Origin of the sequence: Streptantibioticus silvisoli (assembly GCF_027947535.2) — a bacterium.
GTDB lineage: Bacteria > Actinomycetota > Actinomycetes > Streptomycetales > Streptomycetaceae > Streptantibioticus_C > Streptantibioticus_C silvisoli.
Map to the genome: position 1 here is coordinate 1 of NZ_JAAGKO020000005.1, position 21,518 is coordinate 21,518.

Consider the following 21,518-nt stretch of genomic DNA (forward strand, 5'->3'; position numbering starts at 1 on the left):
GCGGTGCCCGGAAGGCTGCCGCGTTCCGGGCAACTCTCGTGAGCGGCAGTGGTGAAGCCGCTGGGGGAACCACTAGTCCCGGTCATCTCAGCCTGTTCTCCGTAGGCCCGCTGATTCAGCGGCCCGGCGGTATTCGGCGTTTATACGCTGGGCTTCCTCGAGTTGGTCTTCGAGGATGACGATGCGGCAGGCGGCCTCGATGGGGGTGCCCTGGTCGACCAGCTCGCGGGCGCGGGCGGCGATGCGCAGTTGGTAGCGGGAGTAGCGGCGGTGCCCGCCCTCGGAGCGCAGCGGGGTGATCAGGCGGGCCGCGCCGATGGCGCGCAGGAAGCCCTGGGTGGTGCCGAGCATCTCGGCGGCCCGGCCCATGGTGTAGGCGGGGTAGTCGTCGTCGTCGAGTCGGCCGAACGATTCGCCTGCTGTCATCTCACCTCTCTGTGGAACGCGCGTGGAGGGGCCCTGGTGCCGCATGGCACCAGGGCCCCGAAGGAACTGCTACACCATCTGCCGGCCTCGATCCTGCGCCGGCCTTCTGTTTCCGCACACCCACGTGGGCAAGAACGGGAAATGCGGGGATCGCGGTTGCTCGACCGGAGACCACCTCACTAACGATGTCCTGCGGTACCCGGGCCCAACGTCTTTCGCCCGGGCGATCCTGATGGCGTTCAACTCCTCCGTTCTTCCCTCTGGATCAGCTGCCTGTCTACGGAAGTTGTTCACTGCTCGTACTGCGTACTGCTGATGACCTGTGTGAGCGTCACCTTTCGGCAGCCGGCCCCGTCGCCCATATGGCATCTGCTCCGGCTTGGAACCCCGCTGCCGAACCTCCCGGTACGCGCGCCCGCAGCCGACGCCTTTACCGGAGAACCACTGAACCGCGCTGCTGGTATCGCGAACTGCACTACTGCATTGCCTTACTGCTGTCGGCGGCCCCTGAGCACTGCGGGCCACCCGGTACGGTCGTCAGCTCCGTCGCCGTCCTGCAACCACCCTGGCTCCGGAACTCCACCACCGCACCGTCCTGCGTACTGCACGTACTGCTTCCCGCCAGTTCGTCTCTGCCGGGCCTGCTCGATCTCGGCTACGAGAGAAACCATAACCACGCCCCGCCCCAATGTCTACTCCGACCGACATAGATTTTTGCGTGTCCTGCGATGAGGCAATCGCCCCCGGTCGGGTTGAGGGAGCGCTGCGCCGGGGTCGGCGGGCGGCGTGGGCGGGGCCAGGCGGTGACGAGCCGGGCGGCCGAGGGGGACCTGAAGGACGCGGTGTGCGTCGACGCCCATGACCACCCGCTCCGCGACCGCCGTCGCCGAAGCACGCGGTACCACCCGGCCTTCCTCGAATGCCCTGCCGGCCATCGACTCGGAAGCGGCCGACACGGTCGTCCTGCTCGTCTGCGTACGTGTCACGCCCTGCGCCGCGGCGGTGGCGTCTTCACTCTGCGCCTGACCGCGCACCCCGGCCTCACCGAGGTGGCCGTCGATGACCCCGGCCCGCGGACCCCGCGCATGCGCGCCTCGACCTGAACGGCGGCGCCGGCGGCTTCGGCGGGGGCGTGGCCGGTCGCCTCGCCCCCGCCATCCGGGTCGCCCGCGGAACGTTCGGTGGCAGGACCGTGGGTGCTCTCATCGCCCGGTGACGGCAGGGTGGCCGGAGCCGGCCGCTCCGTGGAGCCGGGAACCTGCTGATCTCATTTCCCCGAATTCGTACCGTTGCCCAGAATCGTTTCGGCCCGTAGGACGAGTTGTGGCCGATAGCGGAGCCCTCCGTGAGCACAGGCGAAAGGGCGGCCTCGGCGATACATGCAGACGCAGAGATGGCTCCCTCTTTGCCTTGAATTGGCAATTGCCCCCCACAATGTGGGTAGCAAGACCGCAAATAACGGACAGAATGGGATGTTGGGAGGCGTGGTGACGCTCCGGATCACCGAGGGTGCGGTCACATCGGCAGCACCGGAAGCGGAAGGTGTCGAGCCTTCCTGGCTCGCCGGCTTCCCGCCCTCCGGTAGCGCCTCGGTGGCCCAGGTGCGCCAGATGTCGAAGGTGCTCTTCCAGCGACTGGCCGCCCTGGAGGAAGGCACGCGTGAGTACCAGTACGTGCGCGGCACGCTCATCGAGCTGAACACCACGCTGGTGAACTTCGCTGCCAAGAAGTTCGGCAACCGGCCTGATCAGATGGAGGACATTCATCAGGTTGGCATGATCGGGCTCATCAAGGCTGTCGATCGCTACGACCTCGCCTACGGTACAGAGTTCACCACTTTCGCCATCCCCACGATCGTCGGGGAGATCAAGCGTTTCTTCCGCGACACCAGCTGGTCCGTCCACGTGCCCCGTCGTCTCCAGGAGATGCGGGTGGATCTGGCCAAGGCCAATGATCTCCTCGTCTTCGAACTCGGTCGTACGCCCACCACCGCGGAACTGGCCGACCGACTCGGTCTCGACCTCGAAGAGGTCGTCGAAGCGCAGATCGCCGCCAACGCCTACACCACGGATTCCATCGACGTCGGGGCCGGCGCCGAGGACGACGAGGGCACCTCGTGGGGCCGCCGCATCGGCTTCGAGGACCCGGCATACGAGGGCGCCGAGAACCTCTCCGCCCTCAAGCCGCTGATGGCCGCCCTGCCGGAACGGGACCGGCGGATTCTCGCCATGCGCTTCGGTGCCGACATGACCCAGGCGCAGATCGGCGCCGAACTCGGCCTGTCCCAGATGCAGATCTCCCGCCTGCTCAACACCGCCCTGCGCAAACTGCGCCGCGGCCTGCTGACCGAGGACTGACCCCCCCAGCTCTCCTGCGCCGTCTCGCGCCGCAAGCCATCGCGGCGCGAGACGGCGCTCGCTGTGCCGGGTCGTATTCCCCTCATTCAGGGCGTGCGGGAATTCGTTTCCTGTCGCCGCCTTCAGCGCGCACCACACGTCCGTCCCCCGATCAGCCGCATGACGGACTTTCGGGGAAGGCTGAAGCAACGGGCACGAGGGGGCATGGCCGCGCGTGGTCCGAATGGGGCGGGAGGGCCGGTCGGCGGCGGGTCCGGGCCGGGCCGGAGGCCTCATGATGCAATATGACGGTCCGGTGCCGGTCCCGGTGCTGGTCTCTCACGAACGGTGAGGAGCCACCGTGACCGCAGACGGGCCGGACGGAGACACCAGGCGTCCCACACGTCCAGGGGACGGCGGCGACCAGGGCCGGACGATGACGCTGGCCGGGGCGCTGTCGGCGGCGGAGGCGGCTGCGCCCGTGGAGTCGCTCGACGTCGTCGCGCGCATGCTCAAGGAACACCTCGGGGCCGTGGCGGTGTCGTTCCTGATCACCGACTTCACCGGCAGCTCAGTCGTACGGCTCGGGGCCGCGGGCAGCGTCGGGACCGATGAGCCCGCCCGGCGCATCTGGCTGCGGGGGACCCTGTACGACGACGTGATCCGCACTCAGCAGCCAGCCGTGGAGACCGATGGCGAGGGGTCGCTGGTACGGGTCGTCGCTCCGGTGACCAACCGCGGGGACGCCATCGGGCTGCTCGAGCTGTTCCTGTCCGCGGCGCCGGGCGCTCAGGTGATGCGGGAGATCGGCGAGACCGCGCACGCACTGGCGTACATCGTCATCGCGAACCGGTCCTTCACCGATGTGTACCAATGGGCCCGCCGCACCAGCCCGCTCAGTCTGGCCGCGGAGATCCAGCACCGGCTGCTCCCGGCCTCGCTGGCGTGCGAGGCAGCGCAATTCGCGGTCGCCGGCGCCCTGGAACCCGCCGACCACGTAGGGGGCGACACCTTCGACTACGTCATCGACCGGGACACCGTCCAGCTCTCCGTGACCGACGCCATGGGCCACGATGTCGCCGCCGCGCTGCTGGCCACCCTCATGGTGAGCGCCCTGCGCCGGGCACGACGGGCGGGCGGAAGCCTCCTCGAGCAGGCCCGCCAGGCCGACCGGGCCCTGTACGAGCACGGGCAGCACGGCTACGTCACCGGCCAGCTGCTGCGGATCAGCCTGCTCGACGGCGGTACCGAGTTCATCAACGCCGGCCATCCCTGGCCGCTGCGCATGCGCGACGGCCGGGTGCAGCAGATCGCTCCCGAGGTCGATATGCCGTTCGGCGTCCGCATCCCGCACGGCTACCGGGTCCAGTCGCTCGACCTTCGGCCCGGGGACCGGCTGGTGATGCTCACCGACGGCATGCTGGAACGCAACATCATGAACCTGGACCTGTCGGACCTGATCGGCCGAACCCGCGCTCTGCACCCCCGCGAGGCCGCCCGCACCCTCATCGCCGCGGTCATCGACGCCAACCGGGGCCATCTGAAGGACGACGCGACCGTCATCTGCCTGGATTGGCACGGCACCGGAAACGCTCGACGGGACGCCGCCACCGGCGCCGACCTCACCAACGCCTCACAACCGTCACAGCGGGACAAGCCCACTGCGTGAGACTGCGTGCCCCGCGCGTTCCGCCCGTGACCGGCAGGACCGGGACGAACGTTGCTCGACGCGGTACCGGGCGCTGGCGGAGCTGGAGGGCAACGGTGTACGCGTGCCGGGTCTGCCTGCCGCCTGACCGGCACCGCCGAACCGGCCGGAACGCCGGCCCGGTGGACACCCCCGCTCGGATCAGCAGGTCGAAGAGTTCGAAGGCCTCGTTCCACTGGTCCGTGGCGCGTTGTTGTGGACATCCCTGCCGGCCGCGCGGAAGAAGCGCTCGAACGTGGTGACTCCCATGACGGGCATCCCGTTTCACCTTCTCGCGTTGTGGACGGGCTGAGGTCATCGGACGACGGGTGGTCCCGCCTCCGCGAGGTGCTCGTACGCCAGGCGCACGGCCATGGCGCCTTCACCGACTGCGGAGGCCACCCGCTTGACCGAGCCGCTGCGGACGTCGCCGACGGCGAAGACCCCCGGCAGACCGGTCTCCAGGGCGAGCGGGGCGCGGGCCAGGGGATCCCAGAGGTCCGCTGTCACCTCGGCCACGTCCTGCCCGGTCGGAATGAAGCCGCGCCGGTCCAGGGTGACGGCGTCGGCGAGCCAGGAGGTGGCGGGACGCGCGCCGATGAAGACGAACAGGGCGCGAGCGGTCAGCACCTGCTGCTCGCGGGTGCGGTTGTCCGCGACGACCAGGGACTCGACCTGGTCCTCGCCGGCGACCTCCCGGACTTCGGTATGCAGCCGGACCTGGATCCGCGGATGCCGTTCGATCCGGTCGATCAGGTAGCGGGACATGCTGTGTTCCAGGTCGCCGCCGCGGACCAGCAGATGGACGGCGGGTGACTCGCGCGCCAGGAACAGGGCGGCCTGGCCGGCGGAGTTGCCGCCGCCGACGACTGCCACCGGGTCGAGACGGCAGGTCCGTGCCTCCCAGAGCGTGGCGGCGTAGTGGACTCCGAGTCCCTCGAACCGCTCGACGCCGGGGGCGGTCAGCCGCCGGTAGCGGGCGCCGGTGGCCACCACGACGTTCGTGGCGGTCACCGTGCCGCCGTCGGCGAGTCGCACCACGCTGTTCCCGTCGCGCTGTTCGAGGCCGGCGGCCTCGGTGGGGACGTCGATCCGTGCGCCGAACCGGTCGGCCTGTACGACGGCGCGGTCGGCGAGTTCCCCGCCGGAGATGCCGGCGGGGAAACCGAGGTAGTTCTCGATCCGGGAGGAGGTGCCCGCCTGGCCACCGGTCGCCACGGCGTCCAGGACGACGGTGGAGAGCCCCTCGGACGCGCCGTACACCGCGGCGGCCAGGCCGCCGGGGCCCGCTCCGACGACCACCAGGTCGCAGACGTCCTTCGGGGCGATCTCGGTGCGCAGCCCGATGACCCGGGCGAGTTCGACGTTGGAGGGATTGCGCAGCACCCGGTGACCGTGCCAGACGACGACCGGGGTCTCCTGCGGAGCGACCCCCAGACGCGTCAGCAGCGCCTCGGCCTCGGTGTCCCTCTCCAGATCGGCCCAGCGGTGCGGGAGGCGGTTGCGGGCGGCGAACTCCAGTAGCCGACGGGTGTCGGGGGAGAAGGCGGAGCCGATGATGCGGAAACCCGTGCCCGCGCCGGCCAGCATCGTACGGCGCAGCAGGTAGGCCCGCAGGATCACGTCGCCGAGCGCGGGTTCGCGGCTGAGCAGGTCGCGCAGGGCGGCCGAGCCGACCACCAGCACCTCGCCCGGTGTGTTCACCACCGCGCTGAGGAAGGAGGTCTGGCCCTCCAGTACGCCCAGTTCGCCGAGGAAGCTGTGCGGACCGTGCAGCTGGACGACCCGCTCCTGGTCGCCGAGGTCTTCGACCACGGCTACCGTGCCGCTGAGGACGACGAAGAACTCCTCGCTGGGTTCGCCCTCCCGAAAGAGCCGTTGCCCCGCACGGACCGGCTGTACCCGGCCGCAGGAACTCAGGATGGCGATCTGGTCGTCCGTCAGCGACGGATAGGCGCTGTGGACATCGACCGTCGGCGTGGGCGTCGACACGATTGGCTCCTTTCGCCGGGAACGGAGGCGGAAGCGGACAGCAGCAGGGGGTGCAACGCGGCGGCGCGGGCAGCCGCCGGGGTGACGGCGCTGGAGGAACCGCCGGGCGGGCTCACCGGCTCACACCATCGCTTCGTGCACGAAACACCACCGCCAGTCCTCGCCGGGTTCGAACGACTGGACGATCGGGTGCCCGGCGCTCGCCGCGTGGGCGCGGGCGTGCCGCATCGGCGAGGAGTCGCAACAGCCGACGTGGCCGCAGGTCAGGCACAGGCGCAGGTGCACCCACGGAGTCCCCATGCGCAGGCAGTCCTCGCAGCCCTGCGGTGTTGTGGGCTCCACGGGCCGGACCATGGACAGGTGCGGGTCGGGAAGAGTGGTCATGACGGCCTCCTGGAGGCGGGATCAGCTGGTCCGTGCGACGTCGGCAGCGACTCGTCCACCCACCGGCGCAGCGCGTTCGCGGGCGCGGCGCCTGTCCGGCGGGCAATGGGCCTGCCGTGGTCGAGAACCAGGAGGGTGGGTACGGCTTGGACCTCGAACCGCCGTGCCAGGACGGGGGACTTGTCGATGTCGACCTTCACGAGCTTGAGCCGGCCGGCCCGGTCCTCGGCGACCTGTTCGAGGGCCGGGGTCACCTGGCGGCAGGGGCCGCACCAGGCGGCCCACAGGTCGACCAGCACGGGCAGGCTCGCCCGCTCGGCGACCTCCCCGAAGTCGGCGTCCCCCGCTTCGGCGATCCACGGCAGCGGGGCCCGGCAGTTTCCGCAGCGCGGGCTGCCCTCCGCCGCGGCGGGTACGCGGTTGGTACGGCCGCAGGTGACGCAGACGACCGTCCGCACCGCGGTCCCGGCGCCGTCGGTACCGCGGTCCCGGCCGCCGCGGTCCGGTGGAGAGGCACTCATCACGGCTCCCGCTGCTCGTCCTGGAGGGTGACGGTCAATTCGCCGCCCGCGGCGTCGACCAGGATGGTCACGCCTTCACGTGCCTCGCCGCTGAGCAGCGCTCGGCCGATCCTGGTCTCGACCTCGTGCGAGATGAAGCGGCGCAGCGGCCTGGCCCCGTAGACCGGGTCGTAGCCCTCGGCGGCGATCAGGTGGCGGGCCGGCTCGGTCAGGACGAGCGTGATGCGCTGTTCGCGGAGGCGGTCGTACAGCTCGGCGAGGAGCAGGTCGACGATGCGCTCGATCTGCGCGATGCCGAGCGGGTGGAAGAGGACGACGTCGTCGACCCGGTTGAGGAACTCGGGGCGGAAATGGCCGTTGAGCTCGGTCATCACCATCGCCCGTGCCTCGGGCTTGATCTCGCCGGCCTGGGTGGCGTCCTGGAGCAGGTACTGCGACCCGAGGTTGGAGGTCATGATGATCACGGTGTTGCGGAAGTTGACGGTACGTCCCTGGGCGTCGGTGATCCTGCCGTCGTCCAGCACCTGGAGCAGCGTGTTGAAGACGTCGGCGTGCGCCTTCTCGATCTCGTCGAACAGCACGACGGAGTACGGCTTGCGGCGCACCGCCTCGGTGAGCTGGCCGCCCTCCTCATGGCCGACGTAGCCGGGGGGCGCGCCGACCAGGCGGCTGACGGTGTGGCGTTCCTGGTACTCGCTCATGTCGAGGCGGATGATGTTGCTCTCGCTGTCGAACAGCGCTGCGGCCAGCGTCTTGGCCAGCTCGGTCTTCCCGACGCCGGTCGGGCCGAGGAAGATGAACGAGCCGATCGGCCGGCCCGGGTCGCGTACGCCGGAGCGGGCCCGTACCACCGCGTCGGCGACGAGCTGGACGGCCTCGTCCTGGCCCACGACCCGCTCACGCAGGATCTCGTCCAGCCTGAGCAGCTTCTGCCGTTCGCCCTCCTGAAGGCGGGTGACGGGGATGCCGGTCCACGCGGAGACGATCTCGGCGATCTCCTCGGCGGTCACCACCTCGCGCAGCAGCCGGCTGTCGCCCTGCTTGCCGGCGAGCTGTTCCTCCTCGGCGGCCAGCCGGCGCTCCAGTTCGCCGACGGTGCCGTAGCGCAGCTGGGCGGCCCGGTTGAGGTCGTAGGCGCGTTCGGCCTGCTCGGCCTCCTGCCGGGCGCGCTCCAGGTCCTGGCGCAGTTCCTGGACCTTGCGGATGGCCTGGCGCTCGGCCTCCCACTGGGCGTGCTTCGCGTCCACCTCGCCCCGCAGGTCGGCCAGTTCACGCCGCAGGTCCTCCAGGCGGGCGCGGCTGGCCGGGTCGGTCTCCTGGTCCAGCGCGGCCTCCTCGATCTCCAGGCGGGTGGCCCGGCGGGTGAGTTCGTCGAGTTCGGCGGGCATGGAGTCGATCTCGGTGCGCAGCCGCGCGCAGGCCTCGTCGACCAGGTCGATGGCCTTGTCCGGGAGGAAGCGGTCGCTGATGTAGCGGTGGCTGAGGGTGGCGGCGGCGACCAGCGCACCGTCCTGGATCTTGACGCCGTGGAAGATCTCCAGTCGTTCGCGGATGCCGCGCAGGATGGAGATGGCGTCCTCGACGGTCGGCTCGTCCACCTGGACGGTCTGGAAGCGGCGCTCCAGGGCGGCGTCGGACTCGATGTGCTTGCGGTACTCGTCCAGCGTGGTGGCGCCGATCATGTGCAGCTCGCCGCGGGCCAGCATCGGCTTGAGCATGTTGCCCGCGTCCATCGCGCCCTCGGCGGCGCCGGCCCCGACGACGGTGTGCAGCTCGTCCACGAACAGCAGGATCCGGCCCTCGGCGCCCTTGACCTCCGACAGCACGGCCTTGAGGCGCTCCTCGAACTCGCCGCGGTATTTGGCTCCGGCCACCAGCGAGCCCATGTCGAGCGAGAACACCGTCTTGTCCCGCAGCCCTTCGGGCACGTCGCCGCGCACGATCCGCTGGGCCAGGCCCTCGACGATGGCGGTCTTGCCGACACCCGGTTCGCCGATCAGGACCGGGTTGTTCTTGCTCTTGCGGCTGAGGATCTGGATGACGCGGCGGATCTCGGCGTCCCGGCCGATCACCGGGTCCAGCCGGCCGGTGCGGGCCTCGACGACGAGGTCGCGCCCGTATTTCTCCAGGGCCTCGTACGCCTCCTCGGGGTTGGCGGAGGTGACCCGCTGGTTTCCGCGCACCGTGGTGAGGGCGGCGAGGAAGGAGTCCTTGGTGATGCCCTGTTCGCCGAGCCGCCGGGCGGCCGCGGTACCCGTCCCCTCGTCCACCAGGGCCAGCACGAGGTGCTCGGTGGAGACGTACTCGTCCTTGAGCCGCTTGGCCTCCCGCTCGGCGGCGTCGAGCAGCCGGGCCAGCCGCTGGGTCACCACCACCTGGCCGGGGGAGGCGCCCGGACCGGTCGTGCGGGGGCGTCGGGCGAGATCGTCCTCGACGGCGGCCCGCAGGGCGGTCGGGTCGGCGCCGGCGTCGGCCAGCAGGCGGGTGGTCAGGCCGTCCTTCTGATCGAGCAGGGCCAACAGCAGGTGCTCCCCGTCAACCTCGCTCTGGCCCATCCGTACCGCGACGCTCTGCGCTTCCTGAAGCGCTTCCTGGGACTTCTGGGTGAGGCGGTTCATGTCCATGTCGTCGGCTCCTTGGCGGCTCGTTCGCTGCGGCGCAGTGCGGTTTCCAGCCGTTCGACGCGGTCGAGCAGGTCCACGACGACGCCGACGGCCACGTAGTTGAGGCACAGTCCGTCCCGCAGCCGCCGCACCCGGGCGATGGCCGACGGCGCGCTCGGCCGGAACCACAGCCGACCCCGGGCGTCCCGCTCGGCGTCCACCAGCCCCAGGGCCACCAGGCGGCGTACCAGCTCGGGCGGCAGTCCGCTGTGGGCTGCCACGTCGGCGATGGTGAGCTGGTAGGGGCCGGTCCGGTAGGCCCGCATCAGGGGGTAGTCGGGCCCGACCCGCCGGACGGCGTGGGCGGCGGGCGCGTTCTCGGCGCCCGAGACCCTTCCGGGGGCGGGGCTGCGGTGATGAGCTGTCATGTCTGCTACCTCGGGTTCCTCGGGTCGAAGGAGGAGACGGCAGCCAGTTCCTCGAACAGCTCGCGTTCACGCGGGCCGGGCGACGGCGGCACCGTGACCTTGATCTCGGCGTAGAGGTCACCGCGGGAACCCTTGGGAGCAGGCATCCCCTCGCCGCGCAGCCGCAGTCGGCGGCCGGTGGAGGTGCCGGGCGGTACGTGCACTTTCGCGGTCCCGCCCGGTCCGGTGACCGGGACCGTCGCCCCCAGCGCGGCCTCCCAGGCGGCGACCGGCAGATCGACGTGGATGTCGCGCCCGGCGAGCCGGTAGCGGGGATGGGGGGCGATGCGGACCACCAGGTAGAGGTCCCCGGCGGATCCCGGGCCGCGGCCCCGGCCGCCCTCGCCGGCGAGCCGGATGCGCTGCCCGTCGACGACGCCCGCCGGGACGGTGACGTCGTAGCTGCGCTCCCCTTCGGGCCCGCCGAGGGTGATCTTCCGCCGGCCGCCGTGGTACGCCTCCTCCACACTGAGCGTGAGTTCGGCCTCCTGGTCCGCGCCCGGGATGGGGCTGCCTCGCCCCGCGCCCCCCGCCCGGCCGCCGAAAATGCCTCCGAAGAGGTCCTCGAAGTCCACGCCAGAGGCATCGAAGCCGGTATCCGTCCAGGTCCGGGCCCCTGCCCGGCCGGCGCCCGCGGTGCCTGTGAAGGGACTGCCGCGGTACGCGCCGGCTCCGCCGCCGAAGCCATGGCCGGCTGCGACCCGCTCGTCGTAGTCCTGGGGAACCTGCCGGAAGTCGGGTCCGAAGCGGTCGTAGCGGGACCGGGTGTCGGGGTCGGACAGCACGCTGTAGGCCTCATTGATCTGCTTGAAGCGCTCCTCCGCGGCCGGATCGCGGTTGACGTCCGGGTGGTAGCGGCGGGCCAGGGTGCGGAACGCCTGCTGGATCTCGGCGGCGTCGGCGGTGCGGGGAACGCCCAGCACCTCGTAGTGGTCGTCTGCCATGGCGGCCTCACTCCTGCTTGCGGCTGACCGTCACCGCGGCCGGCCGCAGCTGGTGACCGGGCTCGCCGTAGCCGGGCCGCAGCACCTGGACGACAGTGCCCGCGGGGGTGCCGGGTTCATCCACCACGGAGACCACCTCGTGCTGCTCGGGGTGGAAGGGGACGCCGCTCTCCTGGTGGCGGGGGTAGCCGAGGGTGCGCAGCACCTCGACGGCCTGGTCGCGTACCGCCCGGACTCCGCTGACGATCGCGCCGGGGTCGTCGGCGCCCGCGTGGGCGAGGGCCAGTTCGAGGTTGTCGACGACCGGGAGGAACGCCGCGGCCACCTTGGCCCGCTCGGCCTCCCGTTCCCGCAGCAGCTCACGGGCGTAGCGCTTGCGGAGGTTGTCGAGGTCGGCGAGGGCTCGTCGCCACCGGTCCTCCAGCTCCTCGACCTCGGGGCTGCGGGGTGCGGGCGCCGCCTCCCGCTGCCCGGCTTCGGGGGCTCGCGGTGCCGTCCGCGGTGCCGGTGTCCCCTCGGGCGACGTCTGCTCGGACTCGGTCGGGGAATCCTGGGCGGGAGGCGTCTGTTCCTGATCCGACATGTCGCCGCCTCAGCTCTTGTCGAAATCGGCGTCGATGACGTCGTCGTCGCCGCTTCGGGAGCCGTCCTCGGCACCCTGGCCGGTCGCGGCGCCGGGTTGCGCCCCTTCACCGGCTCCGCCCGCTTCGGTGGCGTGGGAGGCCAGCGCCGCGTGGATCTGCTGGAGTTCGGAGGCCAGGCTCCGGGACCGTTCCGCCGGTGCCTCCTCCTTGACCGCGTCGCGCGCCTCGTCGACGAGCAGGCGGGCGCGGGCGCGCTCGTGTTGCGGTGCGGCGTCGCCGAGGTCGTCCAGCCGGCGCTCCACGTGGTACGCGGCGGCGTCGAGCTCGTTGCGGGCGTCTATGGCTTCGCGCAGGGCCACATCGCTGGTGCGGTGGCTCTCGGCCTCGTCGATCATCCGCTCGACCTCGGACGGGTCGAGGTTGGAGCCCTCACTGATGGTGATCGACTGCTCGGCACCGGTGTCCCGGTCCTTGGCACCGACCTTCAGGATGCCGTTGGCGTCGATGTCGAAGGTGACCTCGATCCGGGTCTCCCCCCGACGGGCCGGCCGCAGGTTCTCCAGCCGGAAGCGGCCGAGCACCCTGTTGTCGGCCGCCAGCTCGCGTTCGCCCTGGAGCACCACGATGTCCACGGCCGGCTGGTTGTCCTCAGCGGTGGAGAAGGTCTCGGACCGGCGGGCGGGGATGGTCGTGTTGCGCTCGATGATCTTGGTCATCACGCCGCCGGCCGTCTCGACGCCCAGCGACAGCGGGGTGACGTCCAGCAGCAGGACGTCCTTGACCTCGCCCTTGAGCACACCGGCCTGGATGGCGGCGCCCAGCGCGACCACCTCGTCCGGGTTGACGCTCATGTTCGGGTCCTTGCCGCCGGTCACCCGGCGCACCAGGTTCTGCACGGCCGGGATGCGGGTCGAGCCGCCGACGAGGATGACCTCGTCGATGTCGTTGTCGGTGACCTTGGCGTCACTCATCGCCGTCCTGACCGGTTCGAGGCAGCGTTCCACCAGGTCCGAGGTGATCTGCTCGAAGGTGGAGCGGCGCACCGTCTCGGTGAGGTGCTTCGGCCCGGAGGCGTCCGCCGTGATGAACGGCAGGCTCACCTGGGTCTGGCTGACCGAGCTCAACTCGGTCTTCGCCTTCTCGGCCGCCTCGAACAGGCGCTGCAGAGCCTGCGGGTCCTTACGCAGGTCAATGCCCTCGTCCTTCTGGAAGCCGTCCGCCAGGTGGTCCACCAGCCGGCGGTCGAAGTCGTCGCCGCCCAGGTGGGAGTCGCCCGCGGTGGCGCGGACCTCCACCACACCGTCGCCGACGTCCAGCAGGCTGATGTCGAACGTGCCGCCGCCGAGGTCGAAGACCATGACCGTCTCGTGCCCCTTCTTGTCCAGCCCGTAGGCCAGCGCCGCGGCGGTCGGTTCGTTGATGATCCGCAGGACTTCGAGGCCGGCGATCTTCCCGGCGTCCTTGGTGGCCTGGCGCTGAGCGTCGTTGAAGTACGCCGGTACGGTGATCACCGCCTCGGTCACCTTCTCGCCGAGCGACTTCCCGGCGTCATCGGCCAGCTTGCGCAGCACCTGCGCGCTGATCTCCTCCGGCGCGTACTGCTGTGCGCCCACCTCGAAGCGGGCCACCCCGCCGGGTCCCTCGACCACGTCGAAGGAGACCGCCTTCGCCTCGTCGGAGATCTCGTCGTAGCGGCGTCCGATGAACCGCTTCGCGGAGGTGATGGTTCCTTTGGGATTGAGGATCGACTGCCTGCGGGCGAGCTGTCCGACCAGCCGCTGCCCGTCATCGGAGAAGGCCACCACCGACGGGGTCGTCCTGGCACCTTCCGCGTTGGGCACCACGGAGGGCTCACCGCCCTCCCAGACCGCGATGACCGAGTTGGTGGTGCCGAGATCGATGCCTACTGCCTTCGCCATGAGAATCTCCTCCGCCTCGAAGCGGGACCGGTCGGCGGGATGCCGGACGAACGCAGCCGGGGCATACCGCACCTGTTCGCAGCCTCGCGCGGTCCGGTGACGCGCTTCCTCGCCCTGGCGGGACCAATCCGTGTCGACGTTCCGGATCGCGGGGACAGGGACACGACACGGCTGGCAGGTGAGACACCATGCCGAGCGGCGTAGCGTGAAAGGGGGGAAGCCGCAGTCGAGCCACGAATGGACCTGCGATGGACGCTGTACCCCGTCCGACGGGCGGGTCCCTCCACCTCACCCCGCAGCCGGGGGCCGCGCGACACGCACTGCTACGACTGGTGACGGTCATGCTCGACCGCACGGACGAGCGCGGGGTGCTGTGGGAGGCCATGGTGGCGATCGCCGCCACCGGCCCCTTCACCGCCGAAGCCGCCTACACCGTGCACGACGGTCTGGCGCGGCGCTGCCCACCGCGCCAGGTCGCCGCCCCCGTCATCGCCCGGCCGGGTAGTCCCGTGCTGCGGTGGCCGGCGGCGGACCCGTCGCGCGGAACGCCGGCCGACGTGGCCGCCGCCGACGTGGCGGCCGCCGACCGGCTCGACCGGCGGATCGACGCTCTGGACGGCCACAGCCGGCACCTGGACGAGCCGGGCGTGCCGTGGGCACGAGCCATCGCTCTGCGATACCGGGACCACTGCCTCGGCTATCTCGTCGTTCGATCCCTGACCATGCCCTCGGCCGAGGAGAGCGCCCTGACGGACCTGCTCGCGCAGCAGACGGGGATCGCCCTCGCACGCCTGACCGGGTACCGGGCGCAGCCGGCCCGCGTCGAGTCGGAGGGCATGGCGGGGACCGGGGAACTGCCGGAGAGCGGGAACGTCCGGGGGGCCGCAGACGGCCCGCCCACCCCAGCACTCACCGCGACCGTCTCCGCCCTGGCGTCGCGGCTCGCCGTCCAGGACGCGCTCTCCCGCGCCGCCGTCTCCGGCGGCGGCGAGCAGGGAATCCTGCACGCCCTGCACGACCACACCGGATTCACGGCCCTCACCGAGGACCGATTCGGCAACACGCGGGCCCGGGCCGGTCCCCGCCGGGGCGAGTCCCGGACAGTACCCGGCAGCCGGCCGTACCCGCAGCCGGGCGCCCGGCGCCGGACCGCCCTGATGGACGGGGCGCTGCGCCGGCCCGGCACCGTCCGGGACCGGGACCGGCTGATCGTCCCCATCCAGATGGCCGGCGATCTGCTCGGTGTGGTCGCGCTGGTCGACCCGGACCGGCGGGCGACCGAAACGGACACCGCGGCGCTCGAACAGGCGGCGCTGGTGCTGGCCCCCCAGCTCGCGCACGAGTACAGGCTGGCCGAGCTGGAACCCCGGCTGAGAAGCGCGTTGGTCGACCGGCTGATCTCAGGTGGGACGACCGACGACGTCTTCACCCAGGCGGCGGCCCTGGGCCACGACCTGCACCGGCCGCACAGGGTTGCCGCACTGGAATGGCCCGGCACGGCCGCGACGGCCGTCGTCGGGGAAGCGGTGGTGCGGGTGGCCGGGCGGCTGCGCCGGGAGGTGCTCGTCGGCTCCCGCGGCGCCACCACGGTCGCCCTGGTGACCGACGAGGACCGGCGTGATCCGGGAAGCGAGCTGCACCGGGCCCTCTCGGACGAGCTCGGCACCGGGGCCGGCACGATCGGGGTCGGCGGCCGGTGCGACGTCTTCACCGATCTGCCCCACTCCTACGACGAGGCGGTCCGCGCCCTCACCATCCGCCGCCGGTCCCAGGACCCGTACGGCAGCACCGGCTTCGAGGAACTGGGCCTGTGCCGCATGATGGGCGCCGGCGACGGGCAGCGGGAAGCCGACCGTTTCGTCCGCGAGTGGCTGGGCCGGCTGCTGGACTACGACGCCCGCCACCACACCGAGCTGGTGACCACCCTCTCGCGCTATCTGGAGAGCGGCGGCAGCTACGACACGACCTCGCGGACGCTGCTCGTCCACCGCAGCACGGTCCGCTACCGCCTCCAGCGCATCGGCGAGATCACCGGGCACGACCTCAGTGACGTCGGGACCCGCCTCAACCTGCACGTCGCCACTCGCATCCGCAACGTGCTCGACGTACCGCACTGAGTCGTGGGCGTTCGGGAGGGACGCCGGCGACGCAATGGCCGGCACCGGTGCGCGCGGGTCCGCGGGTCGGGTTCACCGGTTCTCCGAGGCGGATCGCGGCCAGCAGCGGGCGGCTGGCGCGGGGTGGCGTGGGGACGAGGTTCCGGCGCTTTCGTGTTTGTCCCGCCTGGGAATCCGTGGTATGCGGGTCAGTGCGTTCCGTCGCACGAGCCCGGCTGGTCCGGCTTCGGCCACCTGGCACGGATCGTGAGAGGCTCACGCCGTCCGGACAGGACGGGCCGAAGGAGGGAGGAGATCGTGGTGAACGCCGGGGCCGGTGATATGCGCGCAGCCGGGGCGGCTCCTCCGGCCGGGGTGCCCGACCTGCTGGGGGCGGCGGTCTGCGTGGTGGACAGGCACGGGGTGATCGCCCGGGTCAACGGCCACGCGGAGCGACTGCTGGGCAGGGACACCGCTGATCTGGTCGGGCAGGATGCTCACGACCTGCTGCACCGCGACCAGCACGGGCAGCCGCCGACCAGGGCCGGGTGCCCGATAGCGCGGGCGTTCTCCGCCCGCCGCGCCCAGGCCGGCTCCGGATGGTTCGAGCGCGGCGACGGGGCGCTGGTCGAGTTGTCCTGGCTGATCGCGCCCTACGCCGCGCCGAGTGCCGACGCGGACACGGTGGTGGTCTTCGCCGACCACGGCCGCGCCGCGGACGACCCCGACCTGCCGCGCGAGCCCGGTGCGGTGCTGTCGGAGCTGGAGCGGCTGGCGCTGCTGGCTGAGACGACCACCCAGCTGACGTCCACCCTCGACAGCGACGAGGCGCTGAACCGCCTGGTTCGCCTGGCCGTTCCCCGCATCGCCGACTGGGCGGTGGTCGACCTGATCACCGAGAGCGACGAGGTCGAACGGTCCATCGTCATGCACTACGAGGACGGTGTGCTCGCCGCTCGGGAGGACTTGCAGGGGCCGATGCCGCCGGTGCCGGCCGACTCGCCGATGCCGCTGTCCCGCGCGCTGCGGGGAGCGGCCTCCACCTTGGTGACGCCGCAGACCTACCAAGGGCCGCCGGACTCCGGCATCGCCATCGAACAGGCCAGGCTGTTCGAGGCGACGGGCATGCACTCGGCCGCCATCGCGCCCATCAGAGGTCTGCGGGACGTGCTCGGCGCGCTGACCCTGGGGCGGTCGAGACAGTGCGGTCCGCTGACCTCGGCGGACCTGTCGCTCGTGGAGGACCTCACCCGCCGTACGGGGCTGGCCCTGGACAACGCCCGGCTCTACCAGCGCCAGCGCAAGGTCGCCGAGACCATGCAACGTCACCTGCTGCCGCAACTCCCCTCGATACCGGGGCTGGGCATGGCCGCGCGCTACCTTCCCGCGCCGGACGAGTCCCAGGTCGGCGGGGACTGGTACGACGCCTTCACCCTGGCCGACGGCATGACAGCTCTGGCCATCGGCGACGTGGTCGGGCACGACCTGGACGCCGCGGCGGGCATGGCGCAGATGCGCAGCATGCTGCGCGCCTACGCCTGGAGCCACCACGAGCCACCCAGCGCGATCGTGCGGCGGCTGGACGGGTCGACGCGTCTGGCGGGCGTGCCGATGGTGACTCTGGTCTTCGCGGTCATGGAGCGGGGCGCCGACGGCATGTGGCGGCTGACCTGGACCAACGCCGGCCACCCGCCGCCGCTGCTGGTCACGCAGGACGGACGGGCCAGCTATCTCACCGACGGACACGGCATGCTCCTGGGCACCGGGCTGACGCCTACGCGCACCGATGCCAGCGTCACCTTGCCGCCCCGATCGACCCTGGCCTTCTACACCGACGGCCTGGTCGAAAGCCGCGCCCGCCCCATCGACGACGGTCTCGGACGGCTCCGCAAGCATGCCGCGTCCCTGGCCCATCGCCCGCTGGCGGCGTTCACCGACCTGCTGCTGGAGCGAACTCGCCCGGCCGGCGACAAGAACGACGACGACGTCGCCATCCTCACCTTGCGCACCCCCTGACCCGCCGATCGTTCGAGGCGGGCCTGCTGTCCTTCTCCCGCGGGCTGACCCATGAGCTGAGGGACCGGGGTATCCGGGTCGACGGGCTGAGCCCGGGGCCGACTGTCACGGCCGTGTCCACGTCGCCCGGTCCCGAGCGGCAGGCCGCCGTCCACGGCGAACTCCGGCGGACCGTGCCCCTCCACCGCGTCGGCACCGCCGCCGAGTTGGCGAAGGCAGCCGTCTCGGTACCGGCGGCGCAGGCGGACTCTTCGCAGGCACGGCACCTCGCCCACCGACCCCCGTACTTCAGCGGCCCCGTTGCCCGACCGGGTTCTCGGCCCGCCCCGTTCCGCCCTTTTCCGGCGAGCCGTCGATGCGGGCGCCGACCTTCTCGGCGCACCGGCGCAACGTCTGCAGTTCCTCCGGGTCGAGGACGTCGATGAACAGCTCGCGCACCCGCCCGACGTGCCCGGGGGCCGCTTCCGCCAGGTAGGCGTACCCGGCGTCGGTCAGGATCGCGTGCGTGTACCGCCCGTCGCACGGATCGGGTTCGCGGCGGAGCAGACCGCGCTTCTCGAGTCGGCCGACCATGTGCGACAGGCGTGACAGCTCCGAGTTGGCCCGGGCCGCCAGTTCGCTCATCCGCATGCGGCGCTCGGGCAGATCGGACAGGAGCGCGAGCACGTAGTACTCGATGAAGCTGAGCTGCGCGTCCCGTTGGAGCTGCCACTCGAGAGCGGTGGGGAGCCGCTGAAGGAGGTTCATGAACCCGCGCCACGCCGCGAGCTGGTCGGCGGTGAGCCAGTGGGGCTCGGCCGCCTCGGGCTCCCCTTGAGCAGACATGCGCACAGTCTAAGCTCCGCTCCGGCCGGGAGGACTTGAATTTTCACGTGATGGTCGCCTACGGTTACACATGAACGTTCAAGTGATGCGTCGATCGTCACCGGAGGCTGCACTCATGAGCGACCTGAAGCTCGCGATCATTCCGGGCGGCACCCACCCCGGCCGCAACGGCAAGGCGGTGGCGGACCGGTCCCGGCCAGGGCGGGGGAACGCACCGCCGCCGTCCACGAGTTGATCGACCTGGCCGATTTCCCGCTCCCGCACCTGCACGAGCCGGTGCCGCCGGCCCGAGGCGCCTACGCCGGCGATCACACGAAGGCCTGGGCCGCGAGGATCAGCGCGTTCGACGGGTACGTCTTCGTCACCCCGGAGTACAACCGCTCCATCCCCGGAGTGCTGAAGCACGCGATCGACCACGTTCAAGCCCGCGGCGCACCACGACCGCCGCGGCCGCTGCCCAGTTCACCCGGCTCGAGTCCTGGGCCGGCGCGCTGAAGACCATCAGGTACTGACACGCCCGCACTCACGGCGGCCGACCACCGGGACCCGCCGCGAACCCACCGGGCCGGCGACCTCGAAGTGCGTCCGCGCTCGACGAGCCGAGCCTGACGTGAAGAACAAGGAGGCGGTTTCGTCGATGAGGATCTACGGGCTGGAGGAGCACATGGCCACCGCCGATGTGATCGAGGCGTGGAAGCTGCAGGACCCGCAGCTCACCGAGCCGATGATGCGATGGGCCGTCGGGAGCGACGTCACGCCGGCGCTGCTGGATCTCGACGACGGCCGCCTCGCCGCCATGGACGACGCCGGGATCGACACGGCGGTGCTGTCCCTGACCACGCCGGGCCTGCAGAACCTGGCCGCGGCAGAGGCCGTCGCCCTTCAGCGGCCCACGAACGACGCCATCGCTGCCGCCGTGCGCCGCCACCCCGAGCGGCTCCAGGGATTCGCGACGCTCGCCATGCCCGCTCCGGTGGCCGCCGCCACCGAACTGCGGCGTGCCGTCACCGAACTCGGGCTCAACGGCGCGCTGGTCCCCGCGCGGTCCGGCGACCGCACGGTGGACGCACCGGCGTTCTGGGACGTCTACGAGGCGGCCGCACACCTGCGCGCGCCCGTCTACCTGCATCCGCGCGCTCCGGTCCCGGTCGTCGGGCAGGCCTACTACAGCGGGTTCGACGAGCCCGTGAACAGCCTGCTCGCGACCGGGGCGTTCGGCTGGCACTACGACGCCGGGCTCACCGTCCTGCGGATGATCGTCTCGGGCCTGTTCGACCGGTTCCCCGATCTCCAGGTGATCCTCGGGCACTGGGGCGAGGTCGTCCTGTTCTACCTCGACCGCATCGCCGCCCTCGACAGGGTCACCCGCCTCCAGCGGCCGGTCGCCGAGTACTTCCGCTCGAACATCTTCATCACGCCCGGCGGCATCTCCAGCCACAAGTACCTGCGGTGGAGTCTGGAGACCGTGGGCGCCGAGCGGCTCATGTACGCCTCCGACTACCCGTTCAACCGCGAGCGCGACGGCTCCGCGCGCCGATTCCTCGACACCGCGCCGCTCAGCGACGCGGAACGCGAAGGCATCGCGTTCCGCACCTGGGAGAAGCTCGTCGCCGGCATCCGCCGCTGACCGGCCACCCGGCTCGGCTCCGGTCCGATCGGGGCCCCGGCCCCGTCGGGCCCGGCCCGGCTGCGGCAAAGGGCGCGTCCGCGAGCCGGGGAGCCGCCGGGGCGAAGGCCGCCGGCCGGACACGCCTGGTTCGGCCCGCACCCGTTCACCTCCCGCCACCCGCGTCCAGGAGAGGAAGAGCCATGAGCAAGCCCGCCGGGACCAGACTTCAGGTCGTGTTCGCCGATCTGCGCCGCGCCGTCGACGACGTGATCGCCAAGCACCGGGTCACCATGGAGGAGCTGTCGGCCGCCGTGAGGTGGGTCCAGCAGGCCGCCGACGCCGGGGAACTGCCGCTCGCCACCGTCCTGTTCGTGAAAGCCGTGCTGAAAGGCACCGAGGGCGCCGGCTACGCCCATCCGGAATCGGACGGCGCGAGCTCCTGGGAGATGGAGGGCCCCGCCCACCTGCCCGGAGCCCCGCTGCTGGACAGCCCCGCCGTGCTGCCGAGTCGCCCCGGCGAACCCGGCGAGCCCCTGATCGTGTCCGGGAGCGTGCGGTCCACTGCGGGCGAGCCGCTTCCCGGTGCGGTCCTCGACGTCTGGCAGATCGACGCCGACAACATCTACTCCGGCCTGACCGCCGCCGACTTCATGCCGCTGGACATCCCCAACGACGCGACCGGCATCCCCGCCGACAACCTCCGGGCCCGGGTCGTCGCCGACAGCGGCGGGCACTACGAGTTCCGCACCGTGATGCCCGGCGTCGAATCCTTCGGCTTCCGGCCCGGCGGCCCCCTCGCGGACCTCACCCGGGCACTGCGGCTACCGGGCGAACGCCCCGTGCACATCCACGCCATCGTCTCCGCCGGCGAATCCCTGACGCTGACCACCCAGATCTACTTCGACGGCGACCCCCGCGTCGACGGCGTCATCGAAGGCCCCGTTCCCGCTGCCGCGGTCGGGACCACCACCCGGCACGACGACCCCGACGACTGCCGCGCCCACGGCCTCGACCGGCCCTACCGCGCCCTCACCCACGACTTCGTCCTACGGCCCGCGACCTCAGCGGTTCCCGCACGCGGCGTGGGCCGGTGATTCAGCAGCGGTTTT

At 71.5% G+C, this 21,518-nt stretch carries 17 protein-coding genes and 1 pseudogene; 8 read left to right on the forward strand and 10 right to left on the reverse strand.

Going from position 1 to position 21,518, the window contains the following annotated elements; genetic code table 11:
* Positions 1-87: 87 nt before the first annotated feature.
* Positions 88-426, reverse strand: a complete 339-nt coding sequence (locus POF43_RS05215) for a MerR family transcriptional regulator (RefSeq protein WP_271317900.1) — start codon at positions 424-426, stop codon at positions 88-90.
* A 1,610-nt stretch (positions 427-2,036) separates the two neighbouring features.
* Between POF43_RS05215 and POF43_RS05225 the strand changes: the two genes are divergently transcribed.
* The gene (locus POF43_RS05225; RefSeq protein ID WP_372515844.1) at positions 2,037-2,783 is read left to right on the forward strand and encodes an RNA polymerase sigma factor SigF; all 747 of its coding nucleotides are present in this window, start codon (positions 2,037-2,039) and stop codon (positions 2,781-2,783) included.
* Positions 2,784-3,198: 415 nt separating this feature from the next.
* Complete coding sequence (locus POF43_RS05230) at positions 3,199-4,431, forward strand: PP2C family protein-serine/threonine phosphatase (RefSeq protein ID WP_271322153.1); 1,233 nt, start codon at positions 3,199-3,201, stop codon at positions 4,429-4,431.
* Positions 4,432-4,764: 333 nt separating this feature from the next.
* Here POF43_RS05230 and POF43_RS05235 read toward each other — a convergent pair whose 3' ends face one another.
* From POF43_RS05235 to dnaK, 8 genes are all read right to left on the reverse strand, one after another.
* Complete coding sequence (locus POF43_RS05235; protein WP_271322147.1) at positions 4,765-6,441, reverse strand: FAD-dependent oxidoreductase; 1,677 nt, start codon at positions 6,439-6,441, stop codon at positions 4,765-4,767.
* Between the two features lie 120 nt (positions 6,442-6,561).
* Positions 6,562-6,825 (reverse strand): UBP-type zinc finger domain-containing protein, encoded by a 264-nt coding sequence (locus POF43_RS05240; RefSeq protein ID WP_271322146.1) that lies wholly within the window; start codon positions 6,823-6,825, stop codon positions 6,562-6,564.
* Complete coding sequence (gene trxA / locus POF43_RS05245; RefSeq protein WP_271322145.1) at positions 6,822-7,346, reverse strand: thioredoxin; 525 nt, start codon at positions 7,344-7,346, stop codon at positions 6,822-6,824. Before trxA ends, POF43_RS05240 begins: the two co-directional genes overlap by 4 nt.
* Complete coding sequence (clpB, locus tag POF43_RS05250) at positions 7,346-9,970, reverse strand: ATP-dependent chaperone ClpB (protein ID WP_271322144.1); 2,625 nt, start codon at positions 9,968-9,970, stop codon at positions 7,346-7,348. Before clpB ends, trxA begins: the two co-directional genes overlap by 1 nt.
* Complete coding sequence (locus POF43_RS05255; RefSeq protein WP_372515845.1) at positions 9,961-10,377, reverse strand: chaperone modulator CbpM; 417 nt, start codon at positions 10,375-10,377, stop codon at positions 9,961-9,963. Before POF43_RS05255 ends, clpB begins: the two co-directional genes overlap by 10 nt.
* 5 nt (positions 10,378-10,382) lie before the next feature.
* The gene (locus tag POF43_RS05260) at positions 10,383-11,360 is read right to left on the reverse strand and encodes a DnaJ C-terminal domain-containing protein (protein ID WP_271322143.1); all 978 of its coding nucleotides are present in this window, start codon (positions 11,358-11,360) and stop codon (positions 10,383-10,385) included.
* Positions 11,361-11,367: 7 nt separating this feature from the next.
* Positions 11,368-11,943, reverse strand: a complete 576-nt coding sequence (locus tag POF43_RS05265) for a nucleotide exchange factor GrpE (protein ID WP_271322142.1) — start codon at positions 11,941-11,943, stop codon at positions 11,368-11,370.
* 9 nt (positions 11,944-11,952) lie between these two features.
* Positions 11,953-13,863, reverse strand: coding sequence for a molecular chaperone DnaK (dnaK, locus tag POF43_RS05270; RefSeq protein ID WP_271322141.1), 1,911 nt, complete (start codon positions 13,861-13,863; stop codon positions 11,953-11,955).
* Positions 13,864-14,204: 341 nt separating this feature from the next.
* Here dnaK and POF43_RS05275 point away from each other — a divergent pair, with 341 nt between their 5' ends.
* The 3 genes and pseudogenes from POF43_RS05275 to POF43_RS05285 form a co-directional block, all read left to right on the forward strand.
* Complete coding sequence (locus POF43_RS05275) at positions 14,205-15,980, forward strand: PucR family transcriptional regulator (RefSeq protein WP_271322140.1); 1,776 nt, start codon at positions 14,205-14,207, stop codon at positions 15,978-15,980.
* 321 nt (positions 15,981-16,301) lie between these two features.
* Positions 16,302-17,975 carry a SpoIIE family protein phosphatase gene (locus POF43_RS05280; RefSeq protein WP_271322151.1) on the forward strand — a complete coding sequence of 558 codons (1,674 nt, stop codon included), beginning with the start codon at positions 16,302-16,304 and terminating at the stop codon, positions 17,973-17,975.
* A 26-nt stretch (positions 17,976-18,001) separates the two neighbouring features.
* Positions 18,002-18,187: pseudogene (locus tag POF43_RS05285) on the forward strand (SDR family oxidoreductase); the annotation flags it as partial.
* Positions 18,188-18,263: 76 nt separating this feature from the next.
* Here the strand turns inward: POF43_RS05285 and POF43_RS05290 are convergent.
* Complete coding sequence (locus POF43_RS05290) at positions 18,264-18,800, reverse strand: MarR family winged helix-turn-helix transcriptional regulator (protein WP_271313113.1); 537 nt, start codon at positions 18,798-18,800, stop codon at positions 18,264-18,266.
* A 276-nt stretch (positions 18,801-19,076) separates the two neighbouring features.
* Here POF43_RS05290 and POF43_RS05295 point away from each other — a divergent pair, with 276 nt between their 5' ends.
* From POF43_RS05295 to POF43_RS05305, 3 genes are all read left to right on the forward strand, one after another.
* Entirely contained in the window at positions 19,077-19,295 is a 219-nt protein-coding gene (locus tag POF43_RS05295) for an NADPH-dependent FMN reductase (RefSeq protein WP_271322150.1), read from the forward strand.
* A 142-nt stretch (positions 19,296-19,437) separates the two neighbouring features.
* Complete coding sequence (locus POF43_RS05300; RefSeq protein WP_271322139.1) at positions 19,438-20,427, forward strand: amidohydrolase family protein; 990 nt, start codon at positions 19,438-19,440, stop codon at positions 20,425-20,427.
* Between the two features lie 182 nt (positions 20,428-20,609).
* Positions 20,610-21,503 (forward strand): dioxygenase family protein, encoded by an 894-nt coding sequence (locus POF43_RS05305; RefSeq protein WP_271322138.1) that lies wholly within the window; start codon positions 20,610-20,612, stop codon positions 21,501-21,503.
* Positions 21,504-21,518: the final 15 nt, after the last annotated feature.